This is a genomic window from Corynebacterium sp. J010B-136, from assembly GCF_002967075.1.
In the GTDB taxonomy this organism is placed as follows: Bacteria; Actinomycetota; Actinomycetes; order Mycobacteriales; family Mycobacteriaceae; genus Corynebacterium.
In genome coordinates this window covers 226,219-250,380 of the sequence record NZ_PUGE01000001.1, presented here as the reverse complement: position 1 = coordinate 250,380, position 24,162 = coordinate 226,219, and the positions used below count along the sequence as shown (strand labels likewise).

The window sequence follows — 24,162 nt, the reverse complement described above, 5'->3', positions numbered from 1 at the left end:
GTTTTAGAACTTTAAATGTGGTTTTTGTCAGCTTACAAGCCAACTTTGTTAGCTGTTTTAAAGAATAATACACCCAGTGGGGTGGCGTAAATACGCTGTCCGGGGGCAAAGTCCACGCTAGCCCGGCGGGGTGATGTGCGTGATGAGCTGCAGATATGTGTTTGTCCTGCGGATGGAAAAGAATTTTCAAAGAACCCCTTGCGACTTCCATTGAATGTGCTATTGTCAGGACATGCGGCCGTGAGGGTCGCCACAATAGATGTAATTTGAGTGAGAGGTTGCAGGAGTCTAATGGCGTATTTAACTAGCGCTCACGAAGTTCTGGCCATCGGCAGGCTTGGCGTGGATATCTATCCACTGCAGTCCGGCGTTGGGCTAGAAGAGGTATCTTCTTTTGGCAAATACCTGGGCGGATCCGCAGCAAATGTCTCTGTTGCCGCCGCACGGCACGGGCACAATTCCGCACTGCTATCACGAGTAGGCAATGACCCACTGGGGAAGTACCTGCTCAACGAACTAGAAAGGCTCGGGGTAGATAACCAGTACGTCGCTACTGATCCGACGTACAAAACCCCGCTGACTTTGTGCGAAATTTTCCCACCAGATGATTTCCCGCTGTACTTCTACCGCGAGCCCAAAGCCCCGGATATGTGCATCGAGTCCTCCGACGTCAACCTCGAAGACGTCCGCGATGCAGAAATCTTGTGGTTTACCCTGACCGGCTTAAGCGAAGAACCAAGCCGCGGAGCGCATAAAGAAATCCTAAACACCCGCGCCCGGCGCAAGCACACCATCTTGGACTTGGACTACCGCGACATGTTCTGGAATTCCAAGCAGGAAGCAACTGAGCAGGCACAGTGGGCACTCGAGCATGCCACCGTTGCGGTCGGCAACAAGGAAGAGTGCGAAGTCGCCATCGGTGAAACCGAACCAGAACGCGCCGGCAAGGCGTTGTTGGAACGCGGCGTGAAATTGGCCATCGTTAAGCAAGGCCCCAAAGGCGTGCTGGCTATGACCGAAGATGAAACCGTCGAAGTGCCACCGGTGTGGGTCGATGTTGTCAACGGTCTCGGCGCTGGCGATGCCTTCGGTGGCGCGCTGTGCCACGGCTTATTGTCCGACTGGCCACTCGAAAAAGTCCTGCGCTTTGCCAACGCGGCAGGCTCGGTGGTTGCCGGACGCCTGGAGTGCAGCACCGCCATGCCAACCACTGAAGAAGTTGAAGCAGCCCTAAGTCAGAAGGTCTAGAGATGACTGCACCACAAATTTCACCAGCGAGCTTTGAAAAGCTCCGCACCATACGCGCCGAGGATCCCAATGCGGTTGCGGAGAGTTTCCGCAGGCGTAAAAAGCGCACTTTGCTTGGCGATGATGGGAAGTTGTTCATCGTCGCCGCCGACCACCCGGCGCGCGGGGCATTGGCCGTGGGCGATAACCCCACCGCCATGGCCAACCGCTATGAACTTCTAGAACGCATGGCCATTGCGCTCTCGCGGCCCGGGGTAGACGGTGTGCTGGGAACCCCAGACATCATTGATGACCTCGCCGCACTGGGTTTGTTAGACGGGAAAATTATCGTCGGGTCCATGAACCGTGGTGGCCTGCGCGGGGCATCTTTTGAAATGGATGACCGCTACACCGGCTATGACGTGGCAAGCATGGCTGAAAATGGCATCGACTTTGCCAAAACCCTGGTGCGCATCAACCTAGACGATGCCGGTACCTCACCAACATTGGAAGCCACCGCAAAGGCAGTCAATGAAGCTGCTGCAGCGCAGCTGCCGATTATGTTGGAGCCCTTCATGAGCAACTGGGTTAACAACAAAGTCGTCAATGACTTAAGCCCCGATGCCGTCATCCAGTCCATCGGCATTGCAGCAGGCTTGGGCAATGATTCTTCCTATACCTGGATGAAACTGCCCGTGGTCGAAGAGATGGAACGCGTCATGGAAGCAACCACCATGCCGACCTTGCTGCTCGGCGGCGATAACGGCGGGGACCCAGATGCCACCTATACCTCCTGGCAAAACGCCCTGGCTCTGCCAGGTGTTCGCGGACTCACCGTGGGACGCACTTTGCTCTACCCACACGATGACGATGTCGCCGCTGCCGTCGATATCGCAGCAAATATGGTCCACCCGTCCTTGGTACCTTCCGCCTGATATCTAACCCTGAACTTCTATCCCTTAAAGGAACACACATGTCTGAAAAGCTCATTAACCACTGGATCGATGGCAAAGAAGCTCCATCGGCCTCAGGCAACACCGCCCCCGTATACAATCCCGCAACCGGTGAAGTCACCGGCCAGGTAGTACTAGCCAACCAAGAAGAAATCGATGCCACCATCGCATCCGCTGCCAAGGCGGCGAAGGTGTGGGGTGGGATGTCCATCGCCAAGCGACAAGCCGTTATTTTCAAGTTCCGTGAACTGCTCAACGAACGTCGCGGCGAATTGGCAGAGATCATCACCGCTGAACACGGCAAGGTGCTCTCCGATGCCATGGGTGAAATCATGCGCGGCCAGGAAGTAGTGGAGCTGGCGACCGGCTTCCCGCACCTGACCAAGGGTGCCTTCAACGAAAATGCCTCTAGCGGCATTGATGTCTATTCCATCAAGCAGCCACTGGGTGTTGTCGGCATTATTAGCCCATTTAATTTCCCGGCCATGGTGCCCATGTGGTTCTTCCCAATCGCGATTGCCGCCGGCAACGCGGTTATTTTGAAGCCTTCCGAAAAGGACCCATCTGCTGCACTGTGGATGGCGAACCTGTGGACTGAAGCAGGCCTGCCTGACGGTGTCTTCAACGTTCTGCAAGGTGACAAGCTGGCTGTCGATGGCCTGCTCAATAGCCCCGAGGTCTCCGCTATCTCGTTTGTGGGCTCCACTCCAATTGCGAAGTACATCTACGAAACCTCGGCGAAGAACGGTAAGCGCGTGCAGTCGCTGGGTGGCGCGAATAACCACATGTTGGTGCTGCCTGATGCTGACCTGGACTTGGTTGCTGACCAGGCTATTAACGCTGGTTACGGTGCTGCGGGTGAGCGCTGCATGGCGATTTCTACTGTCTTGGCGATTGACTCTATTGCTGATGAGCTCATTGCCAAGATTGAAGAGCGCATCGCGACCTTGCGCGTCGGCAACGGTGCTGGCGACGAAAACGGGGAGCCACACTTGGGCCCACTCATTTCCGAGGCACACCGCGAGCGCGTATCCGGCTACGTCGATATTGCGGAAGCCGACGGCGCAAAGATTGTTGTCGATGGCCGCAGCTGCAGCGTGGAAGGACACGAAGAAGGCTTTTTCTTCGGTCCAACGCTTATCGATGACATCCCCACCTCCTCCCGTGCCTACAAAGAAGAAATCTTCGGCCCGGTTCTGTCGGTTGTTCGTGTTGCTTCCTTTGATGAGGCAATCGCACTCATCAACTCCGGTGAGTTCGGCAACGGCACCGCAATCTTTACCAACGATGGTGGTGCGGCGCGCCGCTTCCAGCATGAGATTGAAGTCGGCATGATTGGCATCAACGTCCCCATCCCGGTGCCAGTTGCCTACCACTCCTTTGGCGGCTGGAAGAACTCACTCTTTGGCGACGCCAAGGCCTACGGCACCCACGGATTCGACTTCTTCACCCGGGAAAAGGCGATCACCAGCCGCTGGCTCGACCCAGCAACCCACGGTGGCATCAACCTGGGATTCCCACAAAACGACTAGCTAAGTGAGCAGGAGAGGACATGAGCACAATGGGCACAATGGGCACTGTGGAACGTTGGTTTCATAAAAAGGGCGATTTGGCTAGAGCTGGGTGGCAAACGGTCGTTGATTCGACCACCCCGGGATGGCAGTACACGGGCATTCGCATCGCAGAGCTTTCCGATGGCCAGTCTCTATCCTTAGATGATCTGGGCGTGGAGCGGATCTTCATCCCGCTCGCCGGGCACTTTCAAGTTGCACACAATGATGAAGTGACCACGCTGAATGGACGCAAGTCTGTCTTTGATGGGCCCACTGATGTGCTCTATCTTCCAACGAATACTGCTGCGACGTTATCCGGTGAAGGCCGGGTAGCAGTGGCGGAAGCACCAACCAAGGAGCCGAAAGAGTGGAAGTACATTCCACCAGCGGGCACCCCAGTGGAGCTGCGCGGCGCAGGTCGTTCGAGCCGCCAGGTGCACAACTTCGGCACTCCGGAAGCACTTGATGCCGCGCGGTTGATTGTGTGCGAAGTAATCACTCCTGGTGAGAACTGGAGCTCCTATCCACCGCACAAGCACGATGAGTACAAGCCGGGGCACGAGTCCAAGCTGGAAGAAATCTACTACTTCGAATCTGCTCCTTCACGCGTGGGTGGAAACCCCGACGCTGCCGATGGCGCCTTCGGAATGTTTTCCACGTACTCCTCACCGGCCGGCGATATTGATATCAACGCCATGGTCTACACCGGTGATGTGGCCCTTGTTCCTTATGGCTACCACGGCCCAGCTGTGGCAGCACCCGGCTATGACTTGTATTACCTCAATGTCATGGCAGGCCCTGATCCAGAACGCATCTGGTTGATTAATGACGACCCTGCGCACGCATGGGTTCGTGAGACTTGGAATGGGCAGGAATTTGATAACCGCCTGCCTTATGAACACCGGGAAGGCTAAATAAATGGCTTCTACAAAAACAATGACGGTCAGCCAGGCACTCGTTGAGTTCCTGGGGCACCAGTGGACCGTTGACGGTGAGCACCGCGAGCGCACCATCGCCGGCATGTTCGGCATCTTTGGCCACGGCAACGTTGCCGGTATTGGCCAGGCGTTGAAGCAATACAACGTGGATGAACCAGAGCTCATGCCGTACTACCAGGCGCGTAATGAACAGGCGATGGTTCACCAATCCGTCGGCTATGCGCGTATGCACCGCCGCCGGGGCACCTATGCATCGGCAGCTTCTGTTGGCCCAGGTGCAACCAACCTGCTCACCGGCGCGGCCCTGGCTACCACCAACCGCCTGCCAGCGCTGCTCTTGCCAAGCGATACCTTCGCCACGCGTGTGGCAGACCCTGTGTTGCAGCAGCTCGAGCAGCCATGGGATATCGGGCTGACAGTCAATGATGCATTCCGTCCGGTCTCTAAGTTCTTCGACCGCGTGCAGCGCCCGGAGCAGCTGTTTTCCATCGCACTTTCGGCAATGCGCGTGCTGACTGACCCAGCGGAAACCGGTGCTGTGACCATCGCTTTGCCCGAGGACGTCCAGGCGGAAACCTTCGAGGTTCCACTTGAATTCCTGCAAGACCGCGAATGGCACATCCGCCGCCCCCGCCCGGAGCGTGAGGCTATGGCGCGTGCTGTCGAGGTCATCCGTAATGCGAAGAATCCAATGATCATCGCTGGCGGCGGCGTGCTGTATTCCTCCGCAGAACAGCAGCTACAAGCCCTGGTTGAGCAGACCGGAATTCCGGTGGGCACTTCGCAGGCAGGCGGCGGCGTGCTGGATTGGGATCACGCGCAAAACCTCGGCGGTGTGGGTGCGACCGGTACCTTGGCCGCAAACCGCATTGCTGGCGAGGCGGACGTCATCATCGGCATTGGTACCCGCTACAGCGACTTCACTACCGCCTCGCGCACCGCGTTCCAAAACCCAGACGTCAAGTTCGTCAACATCAACGTCGCGTCTTTCGATGCCTACAAGCACGGTTCGCAGCTTCCCGTCATCGCCGATGCGCGCGAAGCAATCACAGAGCTTATCGATGCCCTCGCCGGCTTCCATATCTCCGAAGACTTCGCGCGTTCTATCGCCGAAGAAAAAGCTTCCTGGGATGCGGAGGTGGACAAGGCTTTCGCACCCTCGAAGCTGGCTCTTCCCGGACAGCCAGAAATCATTGGTGCGGTACAGGAGTCCACTGCACCAGAAGATGTCATCATCCAGGCCGCTGGTTCTTTGCCAGGGGATCTGCAAAAACTATGGCGCGTGCGCGATCCACTGGGCTACCACGTGGAATATGCCTTCTCCTGCATGGGCTATGAAATTGCTGGTGGTATCGGCGCCAAGCGTGGTCTTGATGCCGTCGGTGATGACCGCGATGTGGTCATCATGGTGGGCGACGGCTCCTATTTGATGCTCAACTCGGAGCTGGTTACCGCAGTGGCCGAAGGCATCAAGGTCATCATCGTGCTCATCCAAAACCACGGCTATGCTTCCATCGGGCACCTGTCCGAAACCGTTGGTTCGCAGCGCTTTGGTACCTGGTACCGCGAGTACGACGAAGAACAAAAGAACTTCCAAGGCGAGCAGATTTTGCCCGTTGACCTGGCCATGAATGCCCGCAGCTACGGCCTTGATGTCATCGAAGTCGAGCCCGGGGAGAACTCCATCGAGGACTTAAAGAAAGCCATGGCCACCGCCAAGGCATCTGACAAGTCGACTTTCATCCACATCAATTCCGACCCGCTTATCTACGCACCTGATGGCGCCGGCTGGTGGGATGTCCCGGTTTCCGAAACCGCGACCTTGGAATCGACCAACACCGCCCGCGAGGAATACCTCAAGCAACAAGCCTTCCAGCGCCCGCTTCTTGGCTAGACAACATTCGTTGTTACGCCAAGAAGCGAAAAGATGAATTCAACCGCAAAGTAAGGAACAACAATGACCACCTCTGTACCTTCTGACACCAAAGCCGCCTCCGTCGCCGGTGAAAACCCTGGCCTGCGCATCGGAACCGCACCTGATTCCTGGGGCGTCTGGTTCCCCGATGACCCGAAGCAGGTCCCGTGGGACCGCTTCCTGGATGAAGTAGTCAAAGCTGGCTACACCTGGATCGAGCTGGGCCCCTACGGCTACCTGCCCACCGACCCGCACCAGCTGGAAGACGAGCTCGGCAAGCGTAATCTCAAGCTTTCTGCCGGCACCGTATTCACCGGTTTCCATAAAGGTGAAGAACAGTGGAAGCGCGCCTGGGACCAAGCACTCGATGTCGCAGGTCTTGCATCCAAGCTGGGCGCTGAACACCTGGTTGTCATCCCAGACCTGTGGCGCTCCGATGCCACCAGTGAGGTGCTGGAATCGCGCACGCTCGACGATGAAAAGTGGGCTAAGCTCGCTGCCGGTCACGACCGCTTGGGCAAGGCCCTGCTGGAGGAATTCGGCATGAAGCAGCAATTCCACTCGCATGCTGACAGCCATATCGGCACCACCCGCGAAGTCCTGCGCTTCCTGGAAGAAACCGACCCACGCTACACCAACCTATGCCTGGACACCGGCCACTTTGCTTACTACGGCGGCGATAACGTCAAGCTCATCGAGGACCATCCAGAGCGCATCGGCTACCTGCACTTAAAGCAGGTCGACCCAAGCTTGCTTTTCGATATTTTGAAGAACGACGTGCCTTTTGCCGATGCCGTCGCCCAGGGCATCATGGTCGAACCACCACACGGCGTTCCAGATTTGGCGCCAATCATTGAAGCTGTCTCCAAAATTGACTCCGAAATCTTCGCCATCGTTGAACAAGACATGTACGGCTGCGATGTGGACTACCCATTCCCAATTGCTGAGCGCACCCGCAAGCACATCTTCGGCTGCACGCACTTCGCACGCATCAAGTAAGCCCTCCACCTGCCAAAACCAATCCAGTTAGGAAATTATTATGACTAAGAGTCTTCGCGTCGGCGTCGTTGGTGCCGGAGCAATGGGTGCAGACCATATCGATCGCATCAACAACCGCACCTCCGGTGCTCACATTTCCGCCATCGTTGAACCGGATGCAGGCCGTGCTGCCAAAGCAGCCGAAAGTGCACCAGGTGCGCAGACCTTCTCCAAGATTGAAGACGCCATTGCTGCCGATGCAGTCGACGCCGTTCTGATTGCCGTTCCTGGCCAATTCCATGAGCCGGTCCTTGTCCCAGCGCTGGAAGCCGGCCTACCCATTCTGTGTGAAAAGCCGTTGACCCCTGATTCTGAGTCTTCTCTTCGCATCGTGGAGCTTGAGCAGAAGCTGGACAAGCCACACATCCAGATTGGTTTCATGCGCCGCTTCGACCCGGAATACAACGAGCTGCGCAAGCTGGTGGAGTCGGCAGATGCCGGCGAGCTCCTCATGCTTCGCGGCGTGCACCGCAACCCAACCGTGGGGGAGAACTACTCCCAGGACATGTTGATCACTGACTCCGTGGTGCATGAGTTTGATGTCATTCCATGGCTCGCAGGCGCACGTGTGGTCAGTGTGGAAGTTAAGTACCCTAAGACAAACTCCTTGGCGCATGCGGGACTGAAAGAACCGATCTTGGTCATCATGGAACTCGAAAATGGCGTGCTGGTAGACGTGGAAATGAACGTGAATGTTCAATTCGGCTACCAGGTTGCAACCGAAGCAGTTTTTGAAAAGGGACTCGCCCGCATCGGTCAGCCAGCAGGTCTACAGCGCTGGAATGCAGGCCAGTTCATTATTAATGACCACACTGATTTCACCACTCGTTTCGCAACGGCATATGACCGCCAAATTCAGTCCTGGGTGGATGCAATTCATGAGGGTACTTTGGTGGCTGGTCCAAATGCATTCGATGGCTACCTGGTGGCATTGTCCTGCGAGGCAGGTGTCAAGGCATTGAACGAAGGCGGCGTTGTGCCAGTTGAAGCAGAACCACGCCCTGATTTCTACGCATAATTTTTCACGATTTCTGTTTAAGAAGGAGAATCCCTTATGGTTCGCATTGCTTTTGACCCAACGCCTTTGCATCATGACTATGACTTGCTGGAATTTCCAGATGTCACCGCACGCTTGGGCTATGAGTACATGCAGATCACTCCGCATGTGGACTTTGGTCCTTTCTTCCGCCATCCCAAGGCTGACGATGATCTGGTGCAAGCGCTAAAGAAGCGCGCCAAAGATGCGGGCGTCAAAATACCAGCCATCTTGCCGGTGCACCGTTTGTCCTGGCCTGATGAAAACCTGCGGGTAGCTGCGGTGCGCAATCTCAAGCGCATTATCCAGATTGCTGTAGATCTGGAAGTAGACACCCTGAACACGGAATTCTCGGGCCGACCCGAACGCCCTGAGGAATCAGAAGATGCTTTCTACCGCTCCATGGAAGAACTACTTCCTATCTTGGAGCGCGAAGGAATCAAGTTCAACATCGACCCGCACCCAGATGATTTTGTGGAAGACGGCGTTGAGGCGTGGCGCGTAATCCGCGGCCTGAATTCCAAGCAAGTGGGCTTTGTGTACGTTGCGCCGCACACTTTCCATATGGGAGACCAACCAGAAAAGATTCTCACCTCGGTCGGTGATCGTCTTGGGGCTGTGTATTTGTCAGATTCCTTCGACCATCACAAATCCCACGGTCTGCGCTACATCACCAACCCACCGGGCAATGCAGTACGCGTGCACCAGCACTTGAAGATCGGTGATGGTGACGTTGATTTTAACGAGCTGTTTAAGTTGCTTCGGACCACCGGCTACCTAGACCGCGAGGATGCCCTCTTGGTATCCAATGTCTTTGCCGAAGATGAGACCTTCCTCGATGTTTCGCGCTACCAGCTGCAAAAGATCAAAGAATTGGTCGACAACGCCTAAGCGCTAACACCAGATACGGCTCGGGAATCCTCCAGAAATTGCAGGGACTCCCGAGCCGTTATGTATTTCATCTCCACGAAAGGAGCACGCTTATGGCTCAGACACGGTCATTTAGCGTCTCTATCGCCTTGCTTGCGGCCGGCGCATTGTTCTTAGAAATTCTCGACGGCACAATCTTGACCACGGCGATTCCTGCCATCGCGAGCGAATTTGGTGTGGGTGCAGGCGATGTCAGCCTCGTGCTGGTGGCCTACCTTGTTGCGGCAGCTGTTGGCATCCCCGCGGCCGGCTGGCTATCAGATCGCTTTGGCGTGCGCCCAGTATTTCTGCTGGCACTTTTTGTATTCACTGTCGCATCGCTTATCTGCGCACTGGCTCCTAACTTAGGCATGCTCATTGCGGCACGTGTTTTGCAAGGCCTCGGTGGTGCGCTCCTTGTGCCGGTTGGAAGATTGGCCGTTATTCGCGGAACAGATCCCAAAGATCTCCTCGATGCCATCGCATTTTTAACCTGGCCAGCGCTTGTCGCACCAGTCATAGCGCCGGTGCTGGGTGGTTTGATTACAGACACGATTGGCTGGCGATGGATCTTCTTTATCAACGTGCCACTCGGAATAATTGCTCTGATCGCGGGAGCGTTCATCCTGCCTAAAGACACAAGGGTTTCCACAGGGCGTTTCGATGCAGTGGGGTTTATCGGCGTTGCCATCATCATGGTGGCGCTAACTATCTGCGCAGAACTTCTCACAACCGAAGTAGACCACCGCGGGCTTTATACCCTAGCGCTGGTTGCCATTGCCGCTATCACCACGGGGTTCATCACCTGGTGGCTGCGCACCCCGGGACGTCTTTTTGATTTAACAGTGTTGCGCATTCAGACGTTTCGAGTAGGGAATGCATCGGGAAGCATCTACCGGCTGATTATTACTGCCGTGCCGTTTATGTTTACCCTGTTATTCCAACTATCTTTTGGTTGGTCTGCGACCATGGCCGGCGCGATGGTCGTTGCGCTTTTCGCAGGAAACGTGGCGATTAAGCCTTTTACCACGCCCATCATTCGTAAATTCGCCTTCAAACCAGTGTTGATTTTCTCTAATGCCGCTGGTGCCATCGTTCTAGCATCGTTTCTGTTCGTCACGGCGGAAACACCGCTGGCAGTCATCGGTGCCTTGTTGTTCATCTCCGGGGCGCTGCGCTCATTGGGGTTTAGCGCCTACAACACTTTACAGTTTGTGGATATCGGACCTGAGCAAACCAATAACGCTAATGTTCTTTCAGCAACCCTGCACCAGCTCGGTATGTCTCTCGGCATTGCAGTCGGCGTCATAGCTATTTCGCTTGCGCCGACTTTCGCGTGGGCGTTTCCCCTCGCAGCCGCGCTATTCATCCTGCCTCTTTTGGGCGCTGCGATGCTCCACCAAGTTCCGGCGCTAGTGCCTTAGAAACCAAACAACCGAGATACCCCAAGAAAGTAAGTGAAAAGCCATGAATATCCGTATTGGATTAGTTGGTTATGGAACCGGTGGGCGCTATTTTCACGCGCCCTATATTGAAGCCTCCCCGCATTGTGAATTAGTGGGTGTGGTGGCACGTTCTGAAGCGTCGAAAGCAAAGGTCGAAGAAGATTTCCCTGGGCTTGAAACCGTGGATTCATTGGCGGAACTGGTAGAACTCGGTGTTGACGCGGTGGTTATTTCTACGCCACCCGATACGCGCCGAGACCTGGTTTTAGAAGCGATTGACGCAGGGGTGGCAGTGGTGGCTGATAAGCCTTTCGCCCCAAATGCTCAGGCCGCGCAAGAGCTTGTCGATGCCGCCGATAAAGCCGGCGTTCTTCTCAATGTTTTTCATAATCGTCGATATGACACGGACTTTGTCACGGCATTGAAAGTTCGACATTCGCTGGGGCAGCTGCACGGTTTGGATTTACGTTTTGATCTTGATGAGCCTGAATCTTTAGAGCTTGGACCCCAGGGAGGCTTGCTCCGGGATTTAGGCTCTCATGTAGTGGATCAAGCATTAACACTGATGGGACCAGCATATGAAGTAACTGCTCACCTTGGGTTCATCGAAAGCGCCCAGGGACGCACTGATAAGAGCTTTCGTATCATCCTCGAGCACGGCACAGGAGCGGTATCCACGATTTCTGCGAGCAAGGTGGATTGGCTCGTCTCGCGTGAGATTCGCCTAGTCGGGGAGCATGGTGCTTATGTCTCCGATTACCGCGACGTGCAAACGGAAGCCATCAAGAAAGGACAACGCCCTGCAGGAAAACGTGATGCGTGGGGCTATGAATCCCACGACAGGTGGGGGCAGTTGCGCACTGCTGATGGAGTGGAAACTATACGTTCAGAGCAAGGTGATTACACCAATTTCTACGATGAGTTCGCCCGCGCGATAGAAACCAAGACAGCTGGTCCGGTTCCTGCACAGCAAGGAGTCGAAGTTCTTAAAGTCTTGGATGCTGTGGTCGAAAGCGCGAAAGAAGGCCGAGCAGTTCGCATTCTTTAAGTGGTATTTTTCAAAAAGGGATCGCCGAATTGGCTAACCAGCCTGGTTGGCTAGTTAGCTTTTGCTAGCGGTGGGGAGCGCCCTGGTTTTAGATGAGGTTCATTGCTCCCATGCTGCTTACGTGGTGCGTGTTGCCCACAAGTTTTCCGCCTGGGGTGTGCAGGCGGACTTTGCCGCGGTGTCGTTTCATCCGACCACGTTTCTTCCTGCTTGGCCGCGTGGGGTCATCATCATTCACGCCGTTGTGGTACTTGCATAGCATCGTTAGATTCGATGGTTTGGTGTGCCCGCCATGTTTGTGGGCGTCGATGTGGTGGACTTGGCACCTATCGGCGGGCACGTTGCAGTCTGGCCAGGGGCATACCAGGTTCTCTGCCATGGCTAGGGTGCGTAGTTTCTCGGACGCGAAGCGTGCCTCGTAAAGATTCACGGGTCCGGCGGTGGGGTGGAAAAGCCCGACGTAGAGTTTGTCGCCGAGTGCGCCTTCCATTGCGGCGTTGATGAACTCGGCGCCGGTCATGGTCGTGCCGTCGGAAAGACCGATGATGACGTCGTCGCCCTTTCCGCAGGAGACTTTCGCGAAATCGTCGAGTCCAATAGCAATCACGGTGCGGTATCCCGGCTTGATAAGGCCGGTGCCGGTGCCTTCGACGAGGTCCCAGAATGGTTCCAGCAAAGCTTCGGAGCGTGGCTGGTCTTCATCGGTGATGGCGGCGTCGAGGGTCTTTTCTAAATCGGTGATTTTCCGTTGGGTATCGGTAATGCTAATGGTGCGTAGGCCGTCGATGACGCGGCCGAGACGCACCCCGGGTTTCTTTTTGGTGTCGCCGCCTTCTTCGGTGACGCGCTTTTTCGCGTGGGCTTCGACTTCTTCGAAGGTGCCTTCATACGCGATTAGTTCTGCACGCAGTTTCCACGCGGCGCCGCGGGTGTTGAGTTTTTTGGCGTGTTTGTTGACCATGTCTAAATACTCAACGCTTAATTGCCTTGCTTCAGCAAGCGCGACCGAGTCGCGCTGCACTTTGGGGGAATCAGCCGGGCCGAAGAGGACATCGGCAAGCCTGGTGTATTTTCGTGCGGCATTTAGTGGCATCAGGTCACCGGCAAGGTCATAAGGGGAGCACTGATAAACGTCGCGGAGGATGGGTATTCCGCTGGTGTAGAAGAGTTTTATTATTTGTTGTCCGTTCATAACTTCGACACTAAAGCGCCTTTGCAAGCCCTGGCTAGTGCAAGGTTGAAAATCTGTGGATAACTACGTTGACACGTCACGCAACTGGCAAAGTTATCCACAAGCAGTACCAAATGGCAGGAGTTATTCGCGTGGTGCTGCGGTGGTGCCGCGTTCAATGAGTCTCGGTACTAGCGTGTGCTCGACATCGGAGTAAGACTTCTTAGCTCCAAGTTTGTTTAAGAGTAAGTATGCGGCGTTGTGCCCCACGCCAATACTGTTGTCGTCGATGGTGGTCAGGGAAATTAATCGTGACTGCGCCAGGGGAGTGTTGTCGTATCCAACGACTGACAGATCCTCTGGCACGCGAAGGCCGCGCTCGCGTGCAGCGCCTAGAACACCGATGGCTGTGATGTCATTGGAAGCAAAGAAAGCCGTGATTTTGGGATGTGATTCCAGTAGCGCCAAAGCTTGGGTGTAGCCAAAATGCTCCGTTGCAGGCCCTGGAGTTTCATTGGCTAGTGGCACTAGGCCGTGTTCTTTCATCGACGCGATATAGCTTGCTAAACGCTTCTGTCCAGCACCGCTGTGGACGTTGATGTGTGCAATGTGTTTATGCCCAAGTCCAATGAGATGTTCCGTGGCAAGTTTGGCACCTAAGAAGTCATCATTCGACACAGCGTGGGTGGCACACTGCGTATCGCTTTCAAGAGGAGTGAATCGGGTGCCGGCCACGACAAACGGCGGCATGTTCTCAGGCAGTGATTTCTCTGCAATGTCTTGGGCGATGATGATTCCATCGGGGCGCATGGTTAGTGCATGCGTGATGGGATCGGTGTCCGAACCAGACGTTAAGGAGTCAATAACAGACATCCTGTACCCCCGCGGGGTGAGGATCTCACTGAGGGACTGAAGCATGTCAATGAACCAGGGGTTGGAATAGTCATCGATAAGCACGGCGACCAGATTGCGGCGCTTGGCTGCTAAGTCCGATGCGGCGCGATTGGGCTGGTAACCAAGCTTTTTAATCGCGTCATTAACCGCAGCAGCAGACCGGACGCTGACATTGTCAGAGCCGCGAAGAACTAAAGAAACCAGCGATTTTGAAACGCCAGCTTCCTTCGCAACATCATAAATTGTGGGCCGTGTACTGCTCATTTAAATAATCCTACTCATGATCTATTGACAGGACATAGTTTCGCCTATAGTTTTATTGGAACGCTCCAAATAAGGGTTCTGGATCACATTATAGGGGCGAGATAAACCAAAGCACACCTCTATCTAAGGAGTCACCATGGCCGAGCAAGTAAATAACCCACAGGGGATCCGCGTCGCCGTCATCGGCGCGGGCATGGCCGGAAAAGCGCATGCGGCGGGGTACCTGACCGCGCCAGCAACCTATGACAGCACGTTGCCCAAGGTCCGCCTGGTGTCTATTGCTGATGCCAATGCAGAACTGGCAGAATCCACCGCGGCACGTTTCGGCTTTGAGCGCTTTGATACCTCCTGGCAGGCAATTGCTGAAGCCGATGACATTGATGTAGTTAGCGTTGTGGTGGCTAACTTCCTGCACCGTGAAATTGTTGAGGCGCTGCTCGCATCCGGCAAGCACGTGCTGTGTGAGAAGCCGCTGTCCGACACAATCGAAGATGCACAGGCTATGATTCGTGCGGCTGAAGATGCAGAATCCAAGGGAGTTATCGCGCGCATTGGTCTGACCTACCGCCGCTCCCCAGCAGTAGCGCACATTCGTGACCTAGTGCTCTCGGGCGAATTGGGCAAGGTGCTGCACTTCTCGGGCCACTACTGGACTGACTATGGCTCTAACCCAATGGCGCCAATCAGCTGGCGCTACAAGGGACCAAACGGCTCCGGCGCCCTGGCTGATGTGGGCAGCCACTTGACCTACCTGGCTGAATTCGTTGCTGGTTCTGACTTCTCCGAGGTTCGCGGCGGGCAACTATCGACTGTAATTACGCAGCGTCCGAAGCCACTGGGCGCCGTGGTTGGCCATGAAGGCGGCGCGGTCTCTGATGAGTTCGAGCCTGTAGAAAATGATGACGTTGCGTCCTTCTCCGGCAACTTTGCCGGTGGCGGAACCGCAACCATTCAGGTAACCCGTATTTCGCAGGGCCACCCAAATACCCTGGGCTTTGAGCTGTTTTGTGAAAAGGGCTCGGTGTTCTTCGACTTCCGCAAGCCAGGTGAGTTCCACATCTTCACCCCAGCGACCTCATCGGATGCTTCCCAGGAAGCTGGTTACCGCACGATTACCCTTGGCCCAAACCACCCATACTGGCGCGCAGGTCTAGCTATGGATGCGCCGGGTGTGGGCATCGGCCAAAACGAAGGCTTTGTGTTCCAGGCGCGTTCTTTCCTCGAGGAAGTCGCAGGTATTTCTGAGGCAGACAGCTTGCCACGGTGCGCAACGATGGAAGAGGGCTTGCACAACATGCAGCTTATCGATGCCGTTTCGCAGTCCGCCGCCGAAAACGGTGCAACCGTTGCTGTCCCAGTCCAAAACGCCGCACGCGTAAACGCTTAAGAAATTTAGGTACCTTCGATGAAACTTGGTCTCTACAACGCGATCTTTCATGACCGCTCCTTGCCAGAAGCACTCACCGCCATTAAGGATGCAGGCCTTACCGGTATTGAGCTCAACACCGGTGGCTTCTTGCCAGCAAAGCACATCCCTACTTTCGATGACATCTTAGAAAGCGACGACGCCCGGGACGAATTCCTTGGCCAGTTTGATGGAACCGGCGTTGATATCTACGGGTTGAATTGCAACGGCAATCCGCTGCACCCAAATCGCGAGATAGGGGACAAACATGCCGAGGACATCCGTCGTTCGATTCGGCTTGCTGAGCGCCTTGGGCAAACCCGCGTGGTTACTATGTCGGGTCTTCCTGGCGGTGAACCCGGGACGAAGCGCCCGAACTGGATTGTCAATGCTTGGAACTCCGCGGCGCTGGATGTCTTGGACTATCAGTGGGATATCGCTGCTGACTTCTGGCGTGAGACTGACCGCTTAGCCGCTGACCACGGCGTCAAGGTTGCACTAGAGCTGCACCCACAGAACCTGATTTTCAACTCGGCGGATGTGCACAAGCTTATTGAGCTGACCAAGGCCACTAACGTCGGCGTTGAACTGGATGCATCGCACTTGTTCTGGCAGCAGATGGATCCAGTAGCTGTTATTGACCATCTCGGTGAGCTTGTTTTCCACGCAGCCGCAAAGGATGTGCGCATTAATAAGGAATGGGCGCAGCTAAACGGCGTGCTGGATAACAGTTTCCGCCGCCGTGACCCATCGGAAGAGCGCACCAACTTAGGTGGCGATGAGTGGGCTAATGAATGGCCGAAGAACTCCGCTTGGGACTTCGTTGCTCTTGGCAAAGGCCATGACGTGGAGTACTGGACTGAGTTCCTTCGCGCCTTGCACCGTGTTGACCCTGACATGCTCGTCAACATTGAGCACGAGGACGTCGAGCTCGGCCCTGAGGAAGGCGTAAAGATTGCCGCCGATGTCCTCAACGCTGCCAACGACGCTCTTGAGGCTTCCCTCTAGAGTCCAAAGCTTGCCGATGATGCCCAGATTCTTTAGTCCTTCTTAAAGAATCAGGGCAATTTCTGCTTTTATACTGACCCCTATCTCGAACGGAGAAATACATGTCTACTGAACGCCGCACACTCAATATTGGTGTCATTTCACTCGGCTGGATGGGCCGACTGCATGCGCGCTCTTACCTGGCAGTTGCCCAGCACTTTTCAGAACTTCCAGTCAAGGTTGTGCTACACACCGCCGCTGATCCAGACGAGAGCGGACGCAACTACGCCACCGAAGCACTGGGGTTTAAGAACGCCGTCAGTGACTACAAGGAACTACTTGCCAACCCAGAGATTGACGCTGTCTCCATTTGCTCGCCGAATTTCCTTCACCACGAAATCGCAATGGCGGCAATCGCAGCAGGTAAGCCCTTCTGGATTGAGAAGCCTATGGGCCGCAGCGCTGCTGAATCACAAGAAATCGCCACCGGTGCAACTGACGCTGGCTTGGTCACATCCGTCGGGTTCAATTACCGGCACGTGCCTGCTATCGCTGAAGCCCGTCGATTCGTGCGCGCCGGGGAGATTGGCACTATCAACAATGTGCGGGTCAGTTTCAAAGCCGACTACTCGGCTGATCCGCTGGGCGCTTTGACCTGGCGGTTTAAAAAGGAACTTGCCGGCTCCGGCGTCTTGGGAGACTTGATGTCCCATGGATTCGACTTGGCGCAGTTTATCGTGGGCAAACTAGATGCCGTGACCGCTACCAACGGCATCTTTATCCAGCAGCGACCATTGCCTACTAGCGGCGCTGCCAGCCACTTTTCACAAGGCGATAACAACGCCCCAAAGGGCGAGGTGGAAAATGAGGACTACACGGCAGTTCTGGGACGCTTCGAATCCGGTGCTCTTGGTGTATTCGAATCCAGCCGGGTTGCAGTCGGGCCGCGCGCGGAATACATCATTGAAGTCTATGGCTCGAAGGGCTCTTTGCGTTGGAATTTCCACCGACTCAATGAATTGGAGCTCGCTGATTCCCCCGATGGATATCGCACGATTATGGCCAGCCCGGCCTATGGTGAGTTCTCTCGTTTCCAACCGGGTGCCGGCACCAGCATGGGATTCGATGATCTAAAGACCATCGAGGCGTATCTTTACCTTCGCTCCATCTTGGAGGATAAGCAGTACGCCCCGTCGGTTGGCGATGGTTGGGCCGCAGCAGAAATTGCAGATGCGGCTCTCGAAAGTGCCGAGTCAGGGCAGTGGGTCGACATCAAGGCAGTTGACACTCCCACTACTTATGATCGCTAGCTTATAAAGATTTAAGCAGTTCTGCTGTCGTCGTTAGAGTGATCATGGGCGAGAGCAGACCAAGCAGATCTAAAGTTTGCTTCTGGGCTTCATCGCTGACTGCTCCGCAGGCATCAGTCACGATAGTGACTGAACGGCCAGCATCGATTGCTCCCAATGCAGTGGATAGGACACAACAGTCGGTTGCGACACCGCAAATAACTAACCGCGATTCCAGTGGTGCGATATCTGCTAATTCAGATCCCCACTTGGAAAAAGTCGGCAATGAGACAGTGGCATGCTCTGGTCGCGTTTCTAGCGTGATGTCCCATTGCTCCGAATCTTCATCAACCCGGAAGCTTGCCCAACGGTCATAGTAGTCAGCCCAAGCGCCTTGTTCTTCAGGATCTCTGACGAACTTCGTCCACACCACAGAGTCTTCAAAGGCCTCGACAAGCTGAGTTACCTGTGCTTCTACTTCCTTATACCGAGGGATAAACCAATCACTACTTGGCTCAGCGAATGCAACTTGCATATCAATTACCGCAAGCGTTGCGGCGTTTTTCTCACGCATTTTAGTTCTCGTCCTCATTTCCAGGTACAGCGTTCGGTGCCACGATGGCTGAAGAATGGTTCTTGCAACCTACGGAAATGTCGTTGTTGCGTCCGCGAACTGCGTGAATCGCCAAGTATGTCAGTGCAGAAGCAGCTGCGCCGATGAAGTAGGTGACATCGCCAGCGCCTTCAATCAGTGGGGCGAAAGGTCCAGTACCAAGCGGGGTGGTCCAGAACAATGCTGAAACCAAGCAACCTACTAGCCAGGAGATGCAACCCCACGAGATTTTGCGTTCTGGTTGGTCTAACTCGGCGATGGCCTCTGTCATGTGGTGACGGGTTCGAATGTAGTAATCAACCAGCAAGACCGTTGTAAATGGAACTACCAAGTAGCCCAGCATCGATAGGAAACCGTAGAAGCTGCCGTAGGGATCTCCCTGCATAAGCAGCGTGATTCCAAAGCTGATGAGCGCGGTGATGACAACACCCATGGTGCGACTCACTGGTACACGAATAGTCAGCAAGGAAAGTGCACCGCCGTAGAGGTTCATAGCACTAACCGGAATCGTGGAGAGTACAACGGTGAGCATGGCCAGCCATGCCCATGAACCAGTGAATTCATCAACGGCTTCTACTGCGCCGAGATCTCCCGCGAAGCTCGAGACCAAAACGCCGATACTTCCGAGCCACAGCAAAGAAAGGAATCCGCCGCCAGCAGTGTATGCCACGATCTTTCCCTTGGATACGCTGCGCGGGAGGTATCGGGAGAAATCAGAAGCAAAAGGCGTCCAAGTCATCACGTAGATGAAGAAGAAACCTGCGAATGTAACCCAGTCAGCAATTCCGCCACCGTCAGCACTTGGTGCTGCGGCACCAATTTCGACCTCAGTCAGTGCGAGTACCGTAATTACAGCAAATAACACTGTGAGAACGACCGTGGCGATCTTATTAACCAGGTGGATTAAGTTGTGTCCCCACACAGCAAAGAGTGCCTGGAATACGAACAGGATGAGCGAGCCAATCCAGAAGGGAATTGCGAAAAGCTCCTGCAGTGCAAGGACTGCAAAAACGGTATTAACCGCAACCCAGCCCACTGCGGATACGTTGGTCAGCAATGCCACCGGTACGAAGTTGGCGAAGAATCCCATTGGTCCGCGTGCCTGAACCTGCTGCGGCACGCCGAATCGCGTGCCGATACTTGCGAGTACGCCCATGACAAGAGCACCGGCAAGGCTACCGACAGCTACGGCAGATAAACCTTGGACGATTGAAAGCCCCAAAGAGCTAGCAAAGAAACCAGAAGCCAAAACGGCGAGCACCATATTGGCAGCGAACCAGAGAGTGAACTGGGAACGTGGATGTCCGTGACGCTCAGCATCCGGGATGGCTTAGGTGCCGTACGGTTCTGCCTTAGTGAGGGAACTACCGTACTTGACGCTAGTTTCTTCGGAATTGCTTAAATCAGGGGTAGGAGACCCAACGTCTCCCGGAGGGGTAGCGATGGCTTGGCCATCGAGTTGTGCGGTCATAATCATGCCCTTCTTTGTGATTACAGCCATTGGCGGCTAATTCGTGAGATTTAAATCACTTGTATGCAAGCTACCACAAAAATAAGGGAAGGCAAGCAGTTCTTAATTTCGCGCGCTGATAATAGGTCTCTTGCTGCACGTTAAAGTTTTATTCGGGGTTAGCGGGAAACTTTTCAATGTATACAAGAGCTCTTTGTGGGCATCGAAAAGCGGCAAAACATGAGTAGACCCTGAATCGGAACTTCCAATTCAGGGTCTACTGGGCTGTGGGTGAGTTAGTGCTTGATATCTTTGCCTTTGCGGATTTCCTTATCGAAGATGACGCCGCTGGTGACGTCTTCGTCGATTTCTTCAAGGGTCCGCCCGCGGGTTTCGGGGACAAGCGCGTAGATGAAAATTAAGGCGGCCACGCCGATGCCGGCGAAGAGGAAGAATGTGCCAGTCAGGCCGACGGCTTCCATCAGGGTGGGGAAGAATAGGCCCAGGAATGCGTTGGTCATCCAGAGGAAGAATACTGAGATACCGATTGCGGCGCCGCGCATTGCCAGTGGGAAGATTTCGGACAGCATCACCCAGGTGGCGACGTTGAGGAAGGTCTGCATTGAGCCTACGAAGATAACTACCAGCGTCAGGATGACGTAGGGGCGAAGGGGGTCACCAACTGGGAACATGAAGGACGCGATACCAATGAGTACGTGGGAGACCGTGGTCAAGGTGTAGCCGGTAATCAAGGTGGTGCGTCGGTTGACGCGGTCCATCATCCACAGTGCGATGAAGGCACCTACTACAGCGATAACACCTGGAGCGATATTTGCAATCAGGGCTGCGTTTTGGGAAAAGCCGGCTTCGACCAAGACGATCTGACCGTAGTACATAATCGAGTTAATGCCGGTGAGCTGCTGTGCAACGCCTAGACCGATACCGACGATGAGGATTCGAACTAGCCATTTATTGGTCAGAATCTCTTTGAAACTCATGGCTTTTTCGGAGACCTTTTGGTCTTCTTCTGCCATGATTTGGACGTCGGCAACCTCTGCGTGGGCGCGGTCTAGGGGGCGGATGGTTTCAAGAACCTTGCGCGCTTCATCGATACGGCCCTGTTCAACGAGCCAGCGTGGCGATTCGGGAACTCGGAGCATTCCGAAGAATAGTGCGATTGCTGGGATTGCGGCGATAGCGAGCATGTAGCGCCATACGCCTTCATGGTGGCCCCACACGTTGCCAATGATTGCGTTAATAACGAAGGCAGCTAGCTGACCAACAACGATCATCAGCTCATTGCGGCCGGCGAGAGAACCGCGAATCTCAAATGGGGCAAGTTCCGCCAGGTACACCGGAACCACTGTGGAAGCGCCACCCACGGCAAGACCGAGAATGATGCGGCCAACGACCATGATTTCAAAATTCGGCGTGAATACACACACCAAAGCGCCAATGAAGAAAGCAACTGCGAGAAGGATGATGGTCTTGCGTCGTCCCCACCTGTCGGAGACTCGGCCAAGAATCATTGCACCGACGGCTGCGCCGAAGAGCAGCGAGGAGGTGACAACGCCTTCGGTGAAGGCCGTAAGGCCAAGTTCTACGGTCATTGGTGCTAGTGCACCGTTGATGACGCCGGTGTCGTAACCGAAAAGTAGGCCACCGAATGTCGCAATCAGTGCGACATAGAACAGTTTCTTGCGGTATGGACCCTCCGTTAATGGAGGAAGTTTCCTGCTTGTATGCGGTTCTTCTGTGTCAGCAAACGCACTTACCATTATGTCTCCTAAGTATCCGGTAGCCGGTTAGGCAGGGGAGGGGAGCCTGCACAGGATATGCAGAGAGTGACTCCCATCACCAGTTGAAATGATTGTGTCATTCTCAATATGTCCTGTCAATCGTTTATGACATAGTTCTTTGATGGCTTGTCTTGGACTGAATGTGGGTGTGGAAATCTTCCTGAGGGCCCGGGTTTTGAAATTGCTTGCGTCTTGAAGTGTCCTGGCGTTGTGGCCTGCGCATTGCGAAAAATATGCTGCTGTCATTTGGTGTAGGGTCGACGCGGAGGGGTGTAAACTCTCACAATTCTGAGGTGTTCAATGGGGGTAATGGGGGTAGCAATTTGAAGGGCTTTGCCCTATTTGTTAGGTGACATTGTCAGGTCGATTGAAGTTCAAATATCCGAATGATCTAACAAAGTATTTGGGTGTTGCGAGTCGGGGAGTGGCCTTTTATTTGGCTGCTCCCCGGCGGAAAACGAATTAGAGTTGGGCGGAGATGGCCTCGGCGAGTACCAAGTCTTCCCACGGCATACCGGTGAATTTGAAAACTACTGGCGCATTGCGGTGAAGCTCGACCTCACCACGGACAACCTCAGCGAAGCTCACGAGCGATTCCTTATCGAGGTTGCCCTCATCAACGGCTTGGATGATATCGCCGGCTTCGCGAAAGGCAGCGGCTTCTTCTTCCATAATGACCTGCGCACGCGCGAGAAGCGTCCCTGGTAGCTCACGGGCATCGGGGGAGTGTGAGCCTACGGCGACGACTACGGCATCATCCCGCACGTCTGCGTCCTCGATTACTGGCTGCGGGGAGGTGGTCGTGGTGATAATCAGCTCGGCTTCGCGGATAGCCTTGCGGGCATCATCGCTGCCGCCCGCAAGCCAATTGTCTAGGTCAGCGGGCTGGGTGCGGCTGATGAAGGTGATATTGGTTTCGCGGATACCGTCGCATACCGACTCCACGGTTTTAGCGTGGGCGCGTCCCTGGGCTCCAACACCGACAATGACCGTGTTGAGCGGCTGAGACGAGTTGGTGAGCAAATGAGATACTCCCGCGAGCGATACAGCTGGTGTGCGCAGGTTAGTCAGCGCAACGCCGTCGATGGTGGCGGTGGGTTGCAGTGTATGGCCATCGAAAAGTACATAAATGCCGTTGACACTAGGAATGCTTGGGTCTGCTGTCTTGCCGGGGATGGAAATAAGCTTGATGCCAAAGCCTGTCGGCGAATTAGAAGGCATCAATAAAAAGTCACCATTGGTGATTTCTGTTCGGCTGCGTTCCAAATCGGTCGCGGGGTCGAAGCCTTGCTGGAGATAGTCGCGCAGTGCCTGAACTGCCTGCTTGGGGCTTAGCGTCTTTTCAACCTGCTGGGCGTCAATATGAGTCAGCGTCATCGCGGTGCCTTCCGTTGTTGGATGTTTAAATCCACTGTATTAGACACTGTGCACAGCCGTGGGCGGATTAGGAAGCAGCGTTGCCGGAGCCGGATTGCCGCGGGTCGCAGTAGTGGTGAAATGTGCGACCGTGCCGAGATAGCGCTCATCGGAGGCTTCAATCGGTGTGCCGTCGAGGGTATAAGAGCGACGTCGCACCCGCAGCAGCGGCGTGCCTGGCTCGATGTCGAGTAACTTGGCATTGTCTTGTTCCGCCGCAATGGCATCAACGGTGCGAGTGGCGTAATTGATATCCACGCCGGAATCTACAAGCTGCTGATAGATTGAGCCGGAGTCAGGATCAAACGCCAAGATATGTTTACCCACCTCCAGTGGATAGTTAAGGCGCTGCACCATGACCTTCTTCCCGTCCATCAGCCGCAGACGGTAGACGGAGACAATCGGAGTGCCCTCGGGAATTTCTAATAGCGCTGCCAACTCTGCATCTGCGAGGCGTCGCATGACATATTGAGTTTGTTGCCCAGGCTCAATGCCCAAAGCGCGGCACCATTGCGAAAAAGACAACACGCCATCAAAAGATTGAGTGGGAACAGTATCTAATACGCGCGTGCGGCGGCCTTGCCCAGAAGAAACCAGGCCTTCATTGCGCAGTGCAGTGATAGCTTGCCGAATGGTGCCGCGCGCGCAATCAAATTGCTGGCACAGCTCGGCCTCCGAAGGAATAGCTGCGCCGGGCGGGAGGGAACCGTTTTCGATCTGCTTGCGCAGATGCGCGGCAACTATTTGGTATTGCTGTTGTCGGCTCACTAGACAAGCTCCTTGGTGACATGGTTGAGGTTTAAAACCACTGG

Annotated in this window: 21 protein-coding genes; 13 read left to right on the top strand and 8 right to left on the bottom strand. The window is 54.9% G+C overall.

Going from position 1 to position 24,162, the window contains the following annotated elements; translation table 11 throughout:
- Nucleotides 1-291 precede the first annotated feature (291 nt).
- The 10 genes from iolC (at nt 292) to C5Y44_RS01030 (ending at nt 12,062) form a co-directional block, all read left to right on the top strand.
- Nucleotides 292-1,248, top strand: coding sequence for a 5-dehydro-2-deoxygluconokinase (iolC, locus tag C5Y44_RS01075; RefSeq protein ID WP_105323291.1), 957 nt, complete (start codon nt 292-294; stop codon nt 1,246-1,248).
- A gap of 2 nt (nt 1,249-1,250) precedes the next feature.
- Complete coding sequence (locus C5Y44_RS01070) at nt 1,251-2,162, top strand: class I fructose-bisphosphate aldolase (protein WP_199185955.1); 912 nt, start codon at nt 1,251-1,253, stop codon at nt 2,160-2,162.
- Between the two features lie 38 nt (nt 2,163-2,200).
- Complete coding sequence (locus tag C5Y44_RS01065; protein WP_105323290.1) at nt 2,201-3,712, top strand: CoA-acylating methylmalonate-semialdehyde dehydrogenase; 1,512 nt, start codon at nt 2,201-2,203, stop codon at nt 3,710-3,712.
- A gap of 29 nt (nt 3,713-3,741) precedes the next feature.
- The gene (iolB, locus tag C5Y44_RS01060; RefSeq protein WP_369831064.1) at nt 3,742-4,647 is read left to right on the top strand and encodes a 5-deoxy-glucuronate isomerase; all 906 of its coding nucleotides are present in this window, start codon (nt 3,742-3,744) and stop codon (nt 4,645-4,647) included.
- A 4-nt stretch (nt 4,648-4,651) separates the two neighbouring features.
- Nucleotides 4,652-6,565 carry a 3D-(3,5/4)-trihydroxycyclohexane-1,2-dione acylhydrolase (decyclizing) gene (iolD, locus tag C5Y44_RS01055; RefSeq protein ID WP_105323288.1) on the top strand — a complete coding sequence of 638 codons (1,914 nt, stop codon included), beginning with the start codon at nt 4,652-4,654 and terminating at the stop codon, nt 6,563-6,565.
- A gap of 63 nt (nt 6,566-6,628) precedes the next feature.
- Complete coding sequence (locus tag C5Y44_RS01050; protein WP_105323287.1) at nt 6,629-7,585, top strand: sugar phosphate isomerase/epimerase; 957 nt, start codon at nt 6,629-6,631, stop codon at nt 7,583-7,585.
- Between the two features lie 40 nt (nt 7,586-7,625).
- Nucleotides 7,626-8,642: a Gfo/Idh/MocA family protein gene (locus C5Y44_RS01045; RefSeq protein ID WP_105323286.1), complete on the top strand. Its 1,017-nt coding sequence runs from the start codon at nt 7,626-7,628 to the stop codon at nt 8,640-8,642.
- A 36-nt stretch (nt 8,643-8,678) separates the two neighbouring features.
- Nucleotides 8,679-9,551, top strand: coding sequence for a sugar phosphate isomerase/epimerase family protein (locus tag C5Y44_RS01040; RefSeq protein ID WP_105323285.1), 873 nt, complete (start codon nt 8,679-8,681; stop codon nt 9,549-9,551).
- Between the two features lie 92 nt (nt 9,552-9,643).
- Complete coding sequence (locus tag C5Y44_RS01035) at nt 9,644-10,993, top strand: MFS transporter (RefSeq protein ID WP_105323284.1); 1,350 nt, start codon at nt 9,644-9,646, stop codon at nt 10,991-10,993.
- Nucleotides 10,994-11,036: 43 nt separating this feature from the next.
- On the top strand, nt 11,037-12,062 hold the full coding sequence (locus tag C5Y44_RS01030; protein ID WP_105323283.1) for a Gfo/Idh/MocA family oxidoreductase: 1,026 nt from the start codon (nt 11,037-11,039) through the stop codon (nt 12,060-12,062).
- A gap of 88 nt (nt 12,063-12,150) precedes the next feature.
- Here the strand turns inward: C5Y44_RS01030 and C5Y44_RS01025 are convergent, their stop codons facing one another.
- Both C5Y44_RS01025 and C5Y44_RS01020 read right to left on the bottom strand, forming a co-directional pair.
- Nucleotides 12,151-13,254, bottom strand: coding sequence for an HNH endonuclease (locus C5Y44_RS01025; protein ID WP_105323282.1), 1,104 nt, complete (start codon nt 13,252-13,254; stop codon nt 12,151-12,153).
- Between the two features lie 123 nt (nt 13,255-13,377).
- Nucleotides 13,378-14,391 carry a LacI family DNA-binding transcriptional regulator gene (locus C5Y44_RS01020; RefSeq protein ID WP_105323281.1) on the bottom strand — a complete coding sequence of 338 codons (1,014 nt, stop codon included), beginning with the start codon at nt 14,389-14,391 and terminating at the stop codon, nt 13,378-13,380.
- 136 nt (nt 14,392-14,527) lie between these two features.
- On the opposite strand from C5Y44_RS01020, the gene C5Y44_RS01015 reads away from it, so the two are divergent.
- The 3 genes from C5Y44_RS01015 to C5Y44_RS01005 all read left to right on the top strand — a co-directional run bounded on the left by C5Y44_RS01015 (nt 14,528) and on the right by C5Y44_RS01005 (nt 18,093).
- Nucleotides 14,528-15,778: a Gfo/Idh/MocA family protein gene (locus C5Y44_RS01015; protein ID WP_105323280.1), complete on the top strand. Its 1,251-nt coding sequence runs from the start codon at nt 14,528-14,530 to the stop codon at nt 15,776-15,778.
- An 18-nt stretch (nt 15,779-15,796) separates the two neighbouring features.
- On the top strand, nt 15,797-16,804 hold the full coding sequence (locus tag C5Y44_RS01010) for a sugar phosphate isomerase/epimerase (protein ID WP_105323279.1): 1,008 nt from the start codon (nt 15,797-15,799) through the stop codon (nt 16,802-16,804).
- Nucleotides 16,805-16,905: 101 nt separating this feature from the next.
- Nucleotides 16,906-18,093 carry a Gfo/Idh/MocA family protein gene (locus C5Y44_RS01005; protein ID WP_105323278.1) on the top strand — a complete coding sequence of 396 codons (1,188 nt, stop codon included), beginning with the start codon at nt 16,906-16,908 and terminating at the stop codon, nt 18,091-18,093.
- Nucleotide 18,094: 1 nt separating this feature from the next.
- Here the strand turns inward: C5Y44_RS01005 and C5Y44_RS01000 are convergent, their stop codons facing one another.
- From C5Y44_RS01000 to C5Y44_RS00980, 6 genes are all read right to left on the bottom strand, one after another.
- Nucleotides 18,095-18,646 carry a cysteine hydrolase family protein gene (locus C5Y44_RS01000; RefSeq protein ID WP_105323277.1) on the bottom strand — a complete coding sequence of 184 codons (552 nt, stop codon included), beginning with the start codon at nt 18,644-18,646 and terminating at the stop codon, nt 18,095-18,097.
- Between the two features lies 1 nt (nt 18,647).
- Entirely contained in the window at nt 18,648-20,012 is a 1,365-nt protein-coding gene (locus tag C5Y44_RS00995) for a cytosine permease (protein WP_233189802.1), read from the bottom strand.
- Between the two features lie 3 nt (nt 20,013-20,015).
- Nucleotides 20,016-20,186, bottom strand: coding sequence for a hypothetical protein (locus tag C5Y44_RS13415; RefSeq protein WP_233189773.1), 171 nt, complete (start codon nt 20,184-20,186; stop codon nt 20,016-20,018).
- A 245-nt stretch (nt 20,187-20,431) separates the two neighbouring features.
- A complete protein-coding gene (locus C5Y44_RS00990) occupies nt 20,432-21,913 on the bottom strand; it encodes a sugar porter family MFS transporter (RefSeq protein WP_105323276.1) in 1,482 nt (493 codons plus the stop codon).
- A gap of 483 nt (nt 21,914-22,396) precedes the next feature.
- A complete protein-coding gene (locus C5Y44_RS00985; RefSeq protein WP_105323275.1) occupies nt 22,397-23,311 on the bottom strand; it encodes an ornithine cyclodeaminase family protein in 915 nt (304 codons plus the stop codon).
- A gap of 39 nt (nt 23,312-23,350) precedes the next feature.
- On the bottom strand, nt 23,351-24,118 hold the full coding sequence (locus C5Y44_RS00980) for a GntR family transcriptional regulator (protein ID WP_105323274.1): 768 nt from the start codon (nt 24,116-24,118) through the stop codon (nt 23,351-23,353).
- Between the last annotated feature and the right edge of the window lie 44 nt (nt 24,119-24,162).

What these genes read in the sequence shown, in the direction of transcription:
- iolC (WP_105323291.1), top strand. Translation starts at nt 292, where the DNA reads ATGGCGTATTTAACTAGCGCTCACGAAGTTCTGGCCATCGGCAGGCTT.
- C5Y44_RS01070 (WP_199185955.1), top strand. Translation starts at nt 1,251, where the DNA reads ATGACTGCACCACAAATTTCACCAGCGAGCTTTGAAAAGCTCCGCACC.
- C5Y44_RS01065 (WP_105323290.1), top strand. Translation starts at nt 2,201, where the DNA reads ATGTCTGAAAAGCTCATTAACCACTGGATCGATGGCAAAGAAGCTCCA.
- iolB (WP_369831064.1), top strand. Translation starts at nt 3,742, where the DNA reads ATGGGCACAATGGGCACTGTGGAACGTTGGTTTCATAAAAAGGGCGAT.
- iolD (WP_105323288.1), top strand. Translation starts at nt 4,652, where the DNA reads ATGGCTTCTACAAAAACAATGACGGTCAGCCAGGCACTCGTTGAGTTC.
- C5Y44_RS01050 (WP_105323287.1), top strand. Translation starts at nt 6,629, where the DNA reads ATGACCACCTCTGTACCTTCTGACACCAAAGCCGCCTCCGTCGCCGGT.
- C5Y44_RS01045 (WP_105323286.1), top strand. Translation starts at nt 7,626, where the DNA reads ATGACTAAGAGTCTTCGCGTCGGCGTCGTTGGTGCCGGAGCAATGGGT.
- C5Y44_RS01040 (WP_105323285.1), top strand. Translation starts at nt 8,679, where the DNA reads ATGGTTCGCATTGCTTTTGACCCAACGCCTTTGCATCATGACTATGAC.
- C5Y44_RS01035 (WP_105323284.1), top strand. Translation starts at nt 9,644, where the DNA reads ATGGCTCAGACACGGTCATTTAGCGTCTCTATCGCCTTGCTTGCGGCC.
- C5Y44_RS01030 (WP_105323283.1), top strand. Translation starts at nt 11,037, where the DNA reads ATGAATATCCGTATTGGATTAGTTGGTTATGGAACCGGTGGGCGCTAT.
- C5Y44_RS01025 (WP_105323282.1), bottom strand. Translation starts at nt 13,254, where the DNA reads ATGAACGGACAACAAATAATAAAACTCTTCTACACCAGCGGAATACCC.
- C5Y44_RS01020 (WP_105323281.1), bottom strand. Translation starts at nt 14,391, where the DNA reads ATGAGCAGTACACGGCCCACAATTTATGATGTTGCGAAGGAAGCTGGC.
- C5Y44_RS01015 (WP_105323280.1), top strand. Translation starts at nt 14,528, where the DNA reads ATGGCCGAGCAAGTAAATAACCCACAGGGGATCCGCGTCGCCGTCATC.
- C5Y44_RS01010 (WP_105323279.1), top strand. Translation starts at nt 15,797, where the DNA reads ATGAAACTTGGTCTCTACAACGCGATCTTTCATGACCGCTCCTTGCCA.
- C5Y44_RS01005 (WP_105323278.1), top strand. Translation starts at nt 16,906, where the DNA reads ATGTCTACTGAACGCCGCACACTCAATATTGGTGTCATTTCACTCGGC.
- C5Y44_RS01000 (WP_105323277.1), bottom strand. Translation starts at nt 18,646, where the DNA reads ATGCGTGAGAAAAACGCCGCAACGCTTGCGGTAATTGATATGCAAGTT.
- C5Y44_RS13415 (WP_233189773.1), bottom strand. Translation starts at nt 20,186, where the DNA reads ATGGCTGTAATCACAAAGAAGGGCATGATTATGACCGCACAACTCGAT.
- C5Y44_RS00990 (WP_105323276.1), bottom strand. Translation starts at nt 21,913, where the DNA reads ATGGTAAGTGCGTTTGCTGACACAGAAGAACCGCATACAAGCAGGAAA.
- C5Y44_RS00985 (WP_105323275.1), bottom strand. Translation starts at nt 23,311, where the DNA reads ATGACGCTGACTCATATTGACGCCCAGCAGGTTGAAAAGACGCTAAGC.